This window comes from Pseudomonas sp. P1_A1 (assembly GCF_056406935.1).
Genome location: NZ_JBFTZE010000003.1, coordinates 90,033 through 103,849, shown reverse-complemented (window position 1 = coordinate 103,849; position 13,817 = coordinate 90,033). Strand labels below are relative to the sequence as shown.

At 60.0% G+C, this 13,817-nt stretch carries 9 protein-coding genes; 7 read left to right on the top strand and 2 right to left on the bottom strand.

Going from position 1 to position 13,817, the window contains the following annotated elements:
• Positions 1 to 37: 37 nt before the first annotated feature.
• Positions 38 to 313: a DUF1652 domain-containing protein gene (locus AC1D2Q_RS05630; RefSeq protein ID WP_018926009.1), complete on the bottom strand. Its 276-nt coding sequence runs from the start codon at positions 311 to 313 to the stop codon at positions 38 to 40.
• A gap of 461 nt (positions 314 to 774) precedes the next feature.
• Positions 775 to 1,806 (bottom strand): NADPH-dependent aldehyde reductase Ahr, encoded by a 1,032-nt coding sequence (ahr, locus tag AC1D2Q_RS05625; protein ID WP_477812531.1) that lies wholly within the window; start codon positions 1,804 to 1,806, stop codon positions 775 to 777.
• Positions 1,807 to 2,320: 514 nt separating this feature from the next.
• Here ahr and AC1D2Q_RS05620 point away from each other — a divergent pair.
• The 7 genes from AC1D2Q_RS05620 (at position 2,321) to AC1D2Q_RS05590 (ending at position 13,791) form a co-directional block, all read left to right on the top strand.
• Complete coding sequence (locus tag AC1D2Q_RS05620; RefSeq protein ID WP_477812530.1) at positions 2,321 to 3,769, top strand: serralysin family metalloprotease; 1,449 nt, start codon at positions 2,321 to 2,323, stop codon at positions 3,767 to 3,769.
• 67 nt (positions 3,770 to 3,836) lie between these two features.
• Positions 3,837 to 4,259: an AprI/Inh family metalloprotease inhibitor gene (locus AC1D2Q_RS05615; protein ID WP_477812529.1), complete on the top strand. Its 423-nt coding sequence runs from the start codon at positions 3,837 to 3,839 to the stop codon at positions 4,257 to 4,259.
• A 213-nt stretch (positions 4,260 to 4,472) separates the two neighbouring features.
• Positions 4,473 to 6,260, top strand: a complete 1,788-nt coding sequence (locus tag AC1D2Q_RS05610; protein WP_477812528.1) for a type I secretion system permease/ATPase — start codon at positions 4,473 to 4,475, stop codon at positions 6,258 to 6,260.
• Positions 6,257 to 7,606 (top strand): HlyD family type I secretion periplasmic adaptor subunit, encoded by a 1,350-nt coding sequence (locus tag AC1D2Q_RS05605; protein ID WP_477812527.1) that lies wholly within the window; start codon positions 6,257 to 6,259, stop codon positions 7,604 to 7,606. The genes AC1D2Q_RS05610 and AC1D2Q_RS05605 overlap by 4 nt, the downstream gene beginning before the upstream one ends.
• Before the next feature lie 2 nt (positions 7,607 to 7,608).
• Complete coding sequence (locus AC1D2Q_RS05600; protein WP_477812526.1) at positions 7,609 to 8,973, top strand: TolC family outer membrane protein; 1,365 nt, start codon at positions 7,609 to 7,611, stop codon at positions 8,971 to 8,973.
• A 139-nt stretch (positions 8,974 to 9,112) separates the two neighbouring features.
• Entirely contained in the window at positions 9,113 to 12,070 is a 2,958-nt protein-coding gene (gene eprS, locus AC1D2Q_RS05595; protein WP_477812711.1) for an autotransporter serine peptidase EprS, read from the top strand.
• Positions 12,071 to 12,093: 23 nt separating this feature from the next.
• Positions 12,094 to 13,791 (top strand): polyurethane esterase, encoded by a 1,698-nt coding sequence (locus tag AC1D2Q_RS05590; RefSeq protein WP_477812525.1) that lies wholly within the window; start codon positions 12,094 to 12,096, stop codon positions 13,789 to 13,791.
• The last annotated feature ends 26 nt before the right edge of the window (positions 13,792 to 13,817 follow it).

Sequence of the window (13,817 nt, the reverse complement as noted above, 5' to 3'; positions counted from 1 at the left end):
TAAATCGATAAGCGGGCTTTTTGTCGGGTGTTGGCTGTCAGGCATAACTCCTGAGCGTCTGCGGAGGAATGAACGCTTCCAGCTCATCCTCGACCGCTTCGATAATCCGCTCTACATCGGCGGCATTCATGACCGTTGCACAAGGAATACCGGCAATGGCGATCATGGTTTCGCCGCTGGCTCGGTCGAATAGACGAGCAACCATGCTGCCCGGTGCATCCATGGTCGCTTCGAAACCCATGGGATGAAAATGCCAGCGCATCAGCTGGCAGGCATTTGGAAAAGTGACCTTGCTGAATGAACCTTGATTCATGTGTTGCCCGCCTTCTTCATCGAGCGCTTCCTTTAGCTCATGTTAGGAGGGAAGAGCCTTCAATGGCTCAACCGGTGACTGTCTTTAAAAGTAGCACCCGGATGTGAAAATCATGTGGATTTTTTCAGACCGTTCAGCGATTGGTTCAGTTTTTTTTGACCCAGGTCATGAGAGGCCGGCATTTTGGCCAAAGGCCAGCATTGCCGGGCATCCCATTGGTCATTGACGCCCGGACAGAACTTCGATTCTTCAGCGCGATACCGAGTGGGTCCGTCAACCGTGGGTGATGCTCGGGGTGGTCTCGACGCGCTCAAGGCGTGGGAGCCAGAGCCCTACCGCCGACTGGGACATCCTGGAAGCAAGCGATGCTGACCTGGTCGCTTTTGGGGGCGCCAGTTGCCCCTTGTTCTTTCCAAAGAGGCGCAAAAGGCGCGTACGGTGTTACCCGACGCGCCAATCTGTCATTTGCTGACATCCAGCACGACGCGGTAGCGCGCCTTGCCACTGCGCAGGTGATCAATGGCGTCGTTGACCCGACTCATGGGAAAGTGCTCGACCTGCGGCAAGATCTGATGCCGGGCGCAGAACTCCAGCATGGTTGCCGTGGTACTGGGCGAGCCGACCGGCGAGGCGGACAAGCCCTTTTGTTGGGGAAGCAGTTCGAACACATGCACTGGAATAGCGCCGGGCACCGCGCCAACAAAATGCAGGCGCCCCTTGCCGTGCAAGGTTCCAAGCATGGCTGACCAGTCGAGATTGGCGTTGGCGGTGACCAGGAGAAAATCCAGTGTGCCGGCAATGGATTTCAGCGCGTTACTGTCGGTAGAGGCGAGCACGTTGTGTGCCCCCAGGCGCTTGGCTTCGTCCTGCTTGCTCAACGACGAGGTAAAGGCCGTGACTTCGCAGCCCCAGGCATTAAGGAAACGCAGCGCCAGATGACCGAGGCCGCCGATCCCCACGACACCGACCCGGTCAGTAGGTTTGACGTTGAATTCCACGAGCGGGTTGAACACTGTCGAACCGGCGCAGAACAGCGGGCCGGCCATGGCCGGGTCGAGTCCGTCCGGCATCGCAAGTGCCCAGGCCCAGTGCGAACGCAGGCGATCGGCGAAGCCGCCGTTGCTGCCAACAATGGTGGGTTGGACTGTGCTACACAGGTTGTGGGAGCCTCCGATACACGAGGCGCAATGCATGCAACTGCCCTTGTACCAGCCAATGCCCACCCGTTGTCCCACTTCGAGACCGCGTACCTGTGCGCCCACTCGCACGATACTGCCGACCACTTCGTGGCCAGGGATAAACGGGTAGTGGCTCAGACCCCATTCGTTATCGATCATCGACTGGTCGGAGTGGCAGACGCCGCAATACTCCACGGCGACTTCCACCTCCTCGTCCCCCAATGGACCGGGGTCGTAGCTATAGCGCTCCAGTGGAGCGCCTGCCGATGTTGCGGCCCAGCCGGTAAAAGTAGTGAGTTCGGTGCTGTTGCTCATGGGATACCTCCAGATCAGGAGACAGGGACTTTGGCCGTTCGGATGCGGTGGCCTGGCAAGCCAGAGCGTAATCAGTCTAGCAGGCCGCAATCACGAGCATGGTCTGAGGGCGGTGCCGGGATTAACGGGTCGTGGGAGCTCTGCCGTCGTCCACTGCGGCAACTAACTGGATGTTTAATTTAGTTGATATCAATACACTGGTACTGATACTAAAAAGTCCAAAAAAGAGAGCCATCCAACAAAAAGAACAACTTATCAATATTTAATATTTAAATACGAAATTGTCGGACAATCCGGCTGAAACCCTGCACTAAAAACAATCTTTCGACAGCACAAGCAATGTTTGCGGGAATTCTGCGAAACAGTTCAATTTGACGTCAAAAAAAATGTAGACGTTTGATTTCGAATTGTGTCAGTTTTCATACGCCTTCATTGGGCGAGTGATAGGACGATCTCGCCAGAGATTGTCGTATCGGACAAAAACTGTTCCATTGCTAAACAAGGAAGTGTGTTTATGTCGAAAGTAAAAGACAACTCTATTGATCTTGCCGAACAGGCCTTTGCACCATTGGCTGCCGCCAGTTCTGCCTACAACCAGGTCGATAGTTTCAGCCATCAGTATGATCGGGGTGGCAATCTCACGGTCAATGGCAAACCCTCCTTCTCCGTCGACCAGGCCGCTACCCAGCTGCTGCGTGACGGCGCTGCCTACCAGGACAAGGACGGCAGTGGCAAAATCGAACTTACCTACACGTTCCTGACCTCGGCCTCGTCGAGCACCATGAACAAGCACGGCATTACCGGATTCAGCCAGTTCAATACGCAACAGAAAGCCCAGGCCGTGCTCGCCATGCAATCCTGGGCCGACGTGGCCAACGTCACCTTCACCGAGAAGTCCTCCGGCGGTGACGGTCACATGACCTTCGGCAACTACAGCGGCGGTCAGGATGGCGCAGCGGCATTCGCTTATCTGCCTGGCACAGGCGCAGGTTATGACGGTACTTCTTGGTACCTGACCAACAGCAGCTACACGCCGAACAAGACGCCGGACCTGAACAACTACGGCCGTCAGACCCTGACCCACGAAATCGGTCATACCCTGGGCCTGGCCCACCCTGGCGATTACAACGCCGGTGAAGGTGCACCGACCTACGATGACGCGACTTACGGGCAAGACACCCGCGGTTACAGCGTCATGAGTTACTGGAGTGAAAGCAATACCGATCAAAACTTCAGCAAGGGCGGCGTGGAAGCGTATTCTTCCGGCCCGCTGATGGACGATATCGCGGCCATCCAGAAACTCTACGGTGCCAACACCACCACCCGTACCGGTGATACCACCTACGGCTTCAACTCCAACGCCGGTCGCGATTTCCTGAGCGCGTCTTCGTCGTCGGACAAAGTCGTGTTCTCGGTGTGGGATGCGGGCGGCAAGGACACCCTGGATTTTTCCGGTTTTACCCAGAACCAGAAGATCAACCTCAATGAAGCCTCGTTCTCCGACGTTGGTGGCCTGGTGGGCAACGTGTCCATCGCCAAAGGCGTCACGATCGAGAACGCGATTGGCGGTTCGGGTAGCGACCTGTTGATCGGAAACAGTGTGTCCAACGAACTGAAGGGCGGTGCCGGCAACGACATCCTCTTCGGCGCGGGTGGTGCAGATAAACTGTGGGGCGGCTCGGGTTCGGACACCTTCGTGTTCGCGGCCAGCAGCGACTCCAAGCCAGGCGCGGTCGACCAGATCCTCGATTTTGTCAGCGGCCTGGACAAGATCGACCTGACCGGCATCACCAAGGGCACGGGCCTGCATTTCGTGAACTCGTTCACCGGTGCGGCAGGCGATGCAGTGTTGACCACTTCGGGCGGAAACAGCCTGTTGTCGGTGGACTTCTCCGGGCACGGCGTGGCTGATTTCCTGGTCAGCACCGTTGGCCAGGCGGCGTTCTCGGACATCGTGGCCTGATTCAAGGCATAAAGGAGGGCGGCGCTTTACGCGTCGCTCTCTGCATCGATCCAGAGTAAAACGCCCTATGACCCAGAACGCTTTTACCTGCAAAACAACCGCGTGGCTGTTAGCGACGCTGATGATGTTTCTTGGAGAAGTAGCCATGGCAAGCAGTCTGAAATTAGCCGACCCGTCGGAGCTGGCCGGGAAATGGCAGGCCACCCTGAACACTGCGCAAGACTCGCCCGAGTCCCAGGCGCTGCAGGACAAACCGTCGAATGTCTGCACGATAGAGCTTAAGTCGGACCAGACCCTGGGGGAGGGAGCCGATTGCCTCAGTGGCTGGCTGAACAAATCGGCGATGGGCTGGTTTCCGGAGCCGGACGGCATTGCGGTGACTGGTGAAGAAGGCTCAAGAATTATGTTCTTCAGCCGACAGCATGAGGGGCTTTATAAAAGTACCTTGAAGTCGGGGCTGATTATTACGCTCACGCGCGCAGCGCAATAAGCGAAAAGCGTCGGACCGACGGCAGGTACTGAATATAAAGACCGTTAGTGCAGTTATAAGCAGCAGATCAATAACCGGGACTCTTTAAAGTCCACAAAGAGTTGTTATTAATTTGTAAGCGATGACCGGCAAAAAGAATGTCTCGACCTGTGTGCGGACAGTTAATTGGAACTTCGCCAAGTATGGCGAGGAATGACACCTCAGGAAAAACCAATGAAGATGGCGAAGAGCCCAGCCACCGCACCGTTATTCAAGGCACTGGGCGACTATAAGAGCATCTTGATCAGCGTCGGCTGTTTTACCGCATTGATCAACATGCTGATGTTGGTCCCGTCGATATATATGCTCCAGGTTTATGACCGGGTGCTGTCGTCGCAAAACGAAACCACACTGGCGATGTTGTCGCTGATGGTGGTCGGGTTCTTCGCCTTCATCGGGTTGCTGGAGACCGTACGCAGTTTCATCGTCATCCGTATCGGCAGCCAACTGGAGCGCCGTTTCAACCTGCGGGTGTATCAAGCCGCCTTCGAGCGCAACCTGTTCAAGGGCGAGGGCAATGCCGGGCAATCCCTGGGCGACTTGACCCATATTCGCCAGTTCGTCACCGGCCCGGCGCTGTTTGCCTTCTTCGATGCGCCGTGGTTTCCGGTCTATCTGTTTGTGATTTTCCTGTTTAACGTCTGGCTCGGCGTATTGGCCACCGCCGGTGCAGTGCTGTTGATCGGGCTGGCCTGCCTGAACGAGGCCATGACCAAAAAGCCTTTGGGCGAAGCCGCGGGGTTTTCCCAGAAGTCCAGCCAACTGGCCACCAGTCATTTGCATAACGCCGAAACCATTCAGGCCATGGGCATGCTCGGCGCCTTGCGCAAACGCTGGTTTGGGGTGCATTCGCGTTTTCTTGGCTTGCAGAATCAGGCCAGCGATACCGGCGCGGTCATCAGCTCCCTGAGCAAAACCCTGCGCCTGTGCCTGCAATCCCTGGTCCTGGGGTTGGGCGCCTTGCTGGTGATCAAGGGCGACATGACCGCCGGGATGATGATCGCCGGCTCCATTTTGATGGGCCGGGTGCTGAGCCCCATCGATCAGTTGATCGCCGTGTGGAAACAGTGGAGCGGCGCCAAACTCGCTTACCGCCGCCTCGACGCCTTGCTGCAAGCCTTTCCTGCGAGTGACGAGGCCATGGCGCTGCCGGCACCGAAAGGCCAGATCACGTTCGAGCAAGTCAGCGCCGGCCCGCCAGGGCAACGGGCAGCGACCCTGCACATGGTCAATTTCCACCTGGGCGCCGGCGAAGTGCTGGGTGTGCTCGGGGCTTCCGGCTCCGGTAAATCGACCCTGGCCCGGGTGCTGGTCGGCGTCTGGCCGACATTGGGCGGCACGGTGCGCCTCGATGGCGCGGACATTCATCGCTGGAATCGCGACGACCTCGGTCCTTACATTGGTTATCTGCCTCAGGACATCGAACTGTTCAGCGGCAGCATCGCCGAAAACATCGCTCGATTCCGTGAAGCGGATCCGCAAAAAGTCGTCGAAGCCGCGCAACAGGCTGGCGTCCATGAATTGATTCTGCGCATGCCCCAGGGCTACGACACCGTGCTCGGCGAAGACGGCAGCGGTTTGTCCGGCGGCCAGAAGCAACGCGTAGCCCTGGCTCGCGCGTTGTACGGCCATCCGAGCCTGGTGGTGCTGGATGAACCGAACTCCAACCTCGATACCGTCGGCGAAGCGGCGCTGGCCGGCGCCATCGCACACATGAAGGCCCGGGGCACCAGCGTGATTCTGGTTACCCATCGCTCTTCGGCCCTGGCCCAGGCCGACAAGTTACTGGTGCTCAACGAAGGGCGCTTGCAAGTCTTCGGCCCAAGCCAGGACGTGCTCAAGGCACTTGCCGGCAACCCGTCGGCTACCCAGGAACAATCACGTGAAAAAGCCGCGCAGGCACCGGGCGGGCTCAGCATGAGCCGGCAGTATCAGCCCACGACCAGGAATTCGGGTGTATGAGCAGCACACGCATGAACAACGACAGCGAAGCGACGCTGGAACACGACTACATTGCCGAACGCCCTGAGCGCGACGCCCGTTTCTTCGCCCGCATGGGCTGGATTCTGGCGATTGTCGGCGCCGGCAGTTTTTTCACTTGGGCGAGCCTCGCGCCGCTCGATCAAGGCATCCCGGTGCAGGGCACCGTGGTGGTCTCGGGCAAGCGCAAAGCCGTGCAATCGATGAGCAACGGCGTGATCAGCCAGATTCTGGTGCGTGAAGGCCAAGTGGTGAAACAAGGCCAGCCGCTGTTCCGCCTCGACCAGACCCAGGTCGCGGCCGACGTGCAATCGCTGCAAGCGCAATACCGCATGGCGTGGGCCAGCCTGGCGCGCTGGCAGAGTGAACGGGACAACCTCAAACAGGTGAATTTCCCCGCCGAACTGAGTAACGATCCCGACCCGCGCCTGGCGCTGGTGCTCGAAGGTCAACGGCAATTGTTCAGCAGCCGCCGCGAAGCGTTTTCCCGTGAGCAAGCCGCGTTGCGCGCGAACATCGAAGGCGCCGGCGCGCAACTGGCCGGCATGCGCCGAGCGCGCACGGACCTGACGGCCCAGGCCAGTTCCCTGCAACAACAGTTGAGCAATCTGCAGCCCCTGGCAGACAACGGTTACATCCCGCGCAACCGCTTGATGGAGTACCAGCGTCAGCTGTCGCAAGTGCAGCAACAACTGGCAGAGAACACCGGCGAAAGCGGCCGGGTGGAGCAGGGCATCCTCGAATCCCGGCTGAAGCTGCAACAGCACAGCGAGGAATACCAGAAGGAAGTCCGCAGCCAACTGGCCGATGCACAGCTCAAAAGCGTGACCCTGGAAGAGCAGCTGACTTCCGCCGGCTTCGACCTGCAACACAGCGAAATCGTCGCCACCGCCGACGGCATTGCGGTCAACCTTGGGGTTCATACCGAAGGCGCGGTGGTGCGCCAGGGCGAAAACCTGCTGGAGATTGTCCCGCAAGGCACCAGCCTGGAAGTGGAAGGGCACTTGCCGATCAACTTGATCGACAAGGTCGGCACGCACTTGCCGGTGGACATTCTGTTCACCGCGTTCAACCAGAGCCGTACCCCGCGAGTGCCGGGCGAAGTCAGCCTGATCTCCGCCGACCAGATGGTCGATGAGAAAACCGGTGCGCCGTATTACGTGCTGCGCAGCAGCGTCAGTGATCAGGCCATGGAAAAACTCAACGGCCTGGTGATCAAGCCCGGCATGCCGGCAGAAATGTTCGTGCGTACCGGTGAACGTTCACTCCTCAACTATCTGTTTAAACCGCTGCTCGACCGGGCAGGCTCCGCGTTGACCGAGGAATAAGGATGTTCGGTTGTATGAATAAGCTTTCCCTGCTCGCAGCGACCCTGGCGTTGCTGACGTGCAACAGCGCAATGGCCCTGGGGCCGTTTGAAATCTACGAGCAAGCGTTGCGCAATGATCCGGTGTTCCTCGGTGCGATCAAGGAGCGCGATGCCGGCCTTGAAAACCGCGCCATCGGCCGCGCCGGGCTATTGCCGAAGCTGGGTTACAACTACAACAAGGGGCGTAACGCCTCCAAGGTCACGCAACTGAATGACCGCGGTAACAGCCAGAGTGAAGATCGCAACTACAGCAGCTACGGCTCGACCTTGACCCTGCAACAGCCATTGCTCGACTACGAGGCTTACGCGGCGTACCGCAAAGGCGTGGCGCAATCGCTGTTCGCCGATGAAAACTTCCGGGGCAAGAGCCAGGAACTGCTGGTTCGCGTGCTGGAGAATTACACCAAGGCGCTGTTCGCTCAGGACCAGATCGACATCGCGCGCGCGAAGAAAAAAGCCTTCGAGGAGCAGTTTCAACAGAACGAGCAGATGTTCCGCCAAGGGGAAGGCACGCGCACCGACATCCTCGAAGCCGAGTCACGTTACGAGCTGGCGACCGCCGAGGAAATTGAAGCGCGTGACGAACAGGATGCGGCTCTGCGGGAACTGGGCGCGCTGGTGGGTGTAGCCGCCATCGACATTGGCGACCTGACGCCGCTGGATCAGAACTTCCAGACCTTCACCCTGCAACCGGCCAATTACGACACCTGGCACGAGATGGCGGTGGCCAATAACCCGAACCTGGCCTCCCAGCGCCAGGCGGTGGAAGTGGCGCGCTACGAGGTTGAACGCAACCGCGCCGGGCACCTGCCGAAAGTCAGCGCCTACGCCTCGATGCGCCAAAACGAATCGGAAAGCGGCAACACCTACAACCAGCGCTACGACACCAACACCATCGGTATTGAAGTCAATGTGCCGCTGTATGCCGGTGGCGGGGTTTCCGCCTCGACCCGGCAGGCCAGCCGCACCATGGAACAGGCTGAGTACGAGCTGGACGGCAAGACCCGGGAAACCTTGATCCAGCTGCGCCGCCAGTTCAGCGCCTGCCTGTCGGGGGTCAACAAGCTGCGCGCTTATCAGAAGGCCCTGACGTCGGCTGAAGCGCTGGTGGTCTCGACCAAACAAAGCATTCTGGGTGGTGAACGGGTCAACCTCGACGCATTGAATGCCGAACAACAACTATTTACCACCCGCCGGGATCTGGCACAGGCACGCTACGACTATCTGATGGCCTGGACCAAGTTGCACTACTACGCCGGCACCTTGAACGAACAGGACTTGGCCAAGGTGGATGAGGCGTTCGGCCAGGGCCCAAGAACCCAGTAATACCAAGGAAGATGGCATATCCCCTGTAGGAGCTGCCGAAGGCTGCGACCCTTTAACGATCTGCAAGATCGCTGAAAAATCAAAAGATCGCAGCCTGCGGCAGCTCCTACCAAAACAAAAAAAGCGAGATGTCATGCACATGGACGTACAGATCAAGCCGATGTCGGTCGGCACGCTGCTGCTCTTGATTTCATCAGCGCCGGGACCGGCCCAGGCGCAGTACCTGGAAACCGGCACCCTCGGCGACCCGGCCAGTTGGCGTTCGGCGGAGTTCCAGCGCGATTGGGGCCTGGGGCGGATGCAGGCCGATCAAGCCTATGCCGCCGGCATCACCGGCAAAGGCGTGAAAATCGGCGCGCTGGATTCCGGTTTCGATTCCAGCCATCCCGAATTCGCCGCCGACCGCTATCACGCCGTGACGACCAGCGGCAGCTATGTCGATGGTTCAGTGTTCAATGTCGACGGTACGCTCAACGCCAACAACGACTCCCACGGCACCCACGTCACCGGCACCATGGGCGCTTCCCGGGATGGCAGCGGCACGCACGGTGTGGCGTTCAACGCGCAAATCTACGTCGGCAACACCAACAAGAACGACAGTTTCCTGTTCGGTCCCAACCCTGACCCGCACTACTTCAAAGCGGTCTATGACGCCCTGGCGGATGCCGGCGTACGGGTGATCAACAACAGCTGGGGCAGCCAGCCACCGGACGTCAGCTACCGGACCCTCGACGATCTGCACGCTGCTTACGCCCAGCACTGGAACCAAGGCACCTGGCTCGACGCCGCCGCCGACGTTTCGCGCCGCGGTGTGATCAACGTATTCAGCGCTGGCAACAGCGGTTACCCGAATGCCAGCGTCCGCTCGGCCTTGCCGTATTTTCAGCCGGACCTGGAAGGTCACTGGCTGGCGGTGTCGGGGCTGGATCAAGGCAACCAGCAGAAATACAACCAGTGCGGGATCGCCAAGTATTGGTGCATCACCACGCCGGGGGCGAAGATCGACAGCACCATTCCCGGTGGCGGTTACGCGATCAAATCCGGCACCTCCATGGCCGCGCCGCATGCCACAGGAGCGCTGGCGCTGGTGATGGAGCGCTATCCGTACATGAACAACCAGCAGGCGCTGGAGGTGTTGCTGACCACCGCGACCCAGCTCGACGGCTCGATCACCGACGCGCCGTCCACGCGCGTCGGTTGGGGGGTGGCCAACCTCGACCGGGCGATGCGCGGGCCGGGGCAATTGCTCGGGGCGTTCGACGCCAATCTGGGGGCAGGGCAGAGCGATGTCTGGAGCAATGACATTTCGGACAAGGCACTGATTCAGCGCCAGGCCGAAGACGCCGCCGAACACAGCGCCTGGCACCAGACGTTGCAGGACAAAGGCTGGGCAAACGGTATTCCGGCCGGCGCCAGTCAGCAGGATCAGACCGACTATGCAGTAGGTATGGCGAGAGATTCCGCCGCCGCCAGCCGGGTCTACGAAGGCAGCCTGATCAAGTCCGGCGCCGGACGCTTGATGCTCACTGGCAACAACACTTATCGCGGCCCGACCACGGTCAACGGCGGCTTACTGGCGGTGAACGGTTCGCTGACATCGGCGGTGACGGTCAATGCCAGCGGCACCCTCGGCGGTAACGGACGAATCGCTGCCTTGACTACCAATGCCGGCGGCACCGTGGCGCCCGGTAATTCCATCGGTACGTTGCAAGTCAGTGGCGATGTGACGTTTGCGCCGGGGTCGACCTATGCCGTCGAACTCTCGCCGAGCAGCAGCGACCAGATTATTGCCGGTGGCCCGGCCACGGTCAGCGGCGCCACCGTCAGCCTGTCGCTGGAAAACAGCCCGACCTTGCTCAGCACCCATCAAGTGCAAAGCCTGCTGGGGCATCAGTACAACATCTTGCAAGCGGTGGGCGGGATTCAAGGCCAGTTCGGCGCGGTGCTGCCCAACTACCTGTTCATTGGCGGCAGCCTCGATTACGCCGCGACCGGCATTCAACTGAGCGTTCAACGCAATGCCACGACCTTCGCCAGCGTCGGCCAGACCCCGAATCAGCGTTCCGTCGCGACTGCGGTGGAAGGGCTTGGCGCGGGTAATGCGGTGTACGAAAGCCTGCTGCTGTCGCCGACCGCGAGCTCGGCGCAACAGGCATTCCGGCAATTGTCGGGGGAAATCTACCCGGCGCTGGGCTCGGTGTTGATCAATGACAGTCGCTATCTGCGCGATGCGGTGGGTGAGCGTCTCAATGAAGCCAACGGTTCGCGCAGCAATGGCTGGATCAAAGCCTTGGGCGCCTGGGGCAAGACCGATGAACGCCACGACACCGCCGGCTACACCTCGTCGATTGGTGGTTTGCTCGCCGGTGTCGATGGCGCTGTGGATGACGAAACCCGTGTCGGCCTGGTCGCCGGCTATAGCGACAGCTCGGTCAACATGGGCTCCGGAACTCATTCATCGGCGCAGGTCGACAGTTATCACCTGGGCGCCTATGCCGGGCACGAAATGGGTGCCTGGCGCCTGAGCGTCGGCGGTGCTTACAGCTGGCATCGCATCGACGTCAAACGCGACCTGCAATTCGGTGATGTCAGCGGCAAGCAGAAATCCAAACGCGATGCGACCACTGCGCAACTGTTCACCGAAGCGGCCTATCGCCTTGACCTGCAACCGCTGGCACTGGAGCCGTTCGCCAACCTGGCCTACGTGCATTTGAACAGCGACAGCTTCAGCGAAAAAGGTGACGCCGCCGCACTCAAGGGCGGTGAAAACAACCGCGATGCGGTGCTCTCGACCCTCGGCCTGCGGGCGAGCAAAGCCATTGCGTTGTCCGACCAGCAACAGCTGGAACTGTCCGGCACGCTCGGCTGGCAACACAACCTGAGCAACACCCGTTCCGAAGACCACCTGGCCTTCGTCAACGGCAACACCGCGTTCAGCGTGCAAAGCGTGTCGATGGACCGCGATGCCGCGGTGGTCGGTGCCCGTGCCGGACTGGCGCTGGGCCGCGATACCCATTTGAACCTGGATTACAACGGGCTGCTCGGCTCCCGGGAAAAAGACCACGGTGTGGGCCTGACCCTGGACTGGCAGTTCTGATTTGACGCAAAGGAAGCCACAACATGGGACTGTTTGATTACAAAAATGCCGGCAGCGAGGCCGGCAAAGCGTTGTACTCCGACGCGATCGCGCTGACGCTCTACGCGTACACGCCCACCGGCCAGCCACTGCCAGCGACCGCTTGGGCGCCGATTGGCGCGGCAGCCTTGGGCTATCAGGGCAAGGTCGGGCCTCAAGGCACCTTCTATGGCGAGAAGGACGGTTTCACCAGCGCCGAAGCCGAAATCCTCGGTAAATACGACGGGGCAGGGCAGCTGATCGGCCTCGGCATTGCTTTCCGAGGCACCGGCGGCCTGGGCTACAGCGACACCTTCGGCGACATGAAAAACAACCTGCTGGCCGCAGTCGGCCCGGTGGATTACGCGACGAACTACGCAAAAAACGCCTTCGACACCTTGCTCAAAAATGTCGCTGCGTTTGCCATTGCCCACGGCCTGAGCGCCAAGGACGTGCTGGTCAGCGGGCACAGTCTCGGCGGGTTGGGGGTCAACAGCCTGGCGGAGTTGAGCGGCAATAACTGGGGCGGTTTCTTCAAGGACGCCAACTACATCGCCTTCGCCTCGCCGACCCAAAGCGCCACCGGCAACAATGTGCTGAACATCGGTTACGAGAACGACCCGGTGTTTCGTGTGCTCGATGGCACCACTTTCAGCAGTGGCTCGCTGGGCAAGCACGACGGTCATCAGGATTCGGCGACCAACAACATCGTCAACTTCAATGACCAGTACGCGTCCACCGCGCAGAACCTGGTGCCGTTCAGCATCCTCAACCCGCTGAACTGGTCGGCCCATGGCTCGTTGGGCTATGCCGACGGCTTGAACCGGGTGATCGACTCGCGCTTCTACGACCTCACCGACAAGGACTCGACGCTGATCGTGTCCAACCTGTCGGAGTCGTCCCGAGGCAGCACCTGGGTCGAAGACCTGGGCCGCAGCGGCGAGCCACACACCGGCAGCACCTTCATCATCGGCACCGACAGCAATGACTGGCTCAAGGGCGGCGCCGGCAATGACTTCATCGAAGGTCGAGACGGTAACGATCGGTTCCGCGATGACGGCGGCTATAACCTGCTGCTGGGCGGCAAGGGCAGCAACACCTTCGAGCTACAGAAGCCGTTGCAGAACTTCAGCTTTGCCAATGACGGCGACGGCACCCTGTATGTGCGCGATGCCTACGGCGGCATCAGTATGACGCGCGACATCGGCGCGCTGGTGAGCAAGGAGTCGGGTTCATGGTGGGGCAGCAAGGAGGTGACCTACAACGTCACCGCCAATGGCTTGCTCAATGGTTCGGAACTGACCCACTACAACCATTCGCTCAACGGCGACGCCTACGGCAACACGCTGGTGGCCAGCGTCGACGGTGACTGGCTGTTCGGCAATGCCGGCGACGACCTGCTGCGCAGCGATAAAAGCCATGTGACCTTCGTCGGCGGCACGGGCAATGACGTGATGCATGCCTCGGGCGGCGGCAACACCTTCCTGTTCAGCGGTGCCTTCGGCTTTGACGCGATCAATGGCTACCAGGGCAGCGACAAACTGGTGTTCATGGGCGTCCAGGGCGCGGGGCAGGGCTATGACTACACCCAGCACGCGACCCAGGCCGGCAACGACACGGTGCTGAAGATTGGCGATTACGCCGTGACGCTGGTGGGGGTGGGACTGGATAACCTGTCGGCTTCGGGAATTACGTTTGCGTAAAGGCGGCATGCACTAGAGGCTCCGGG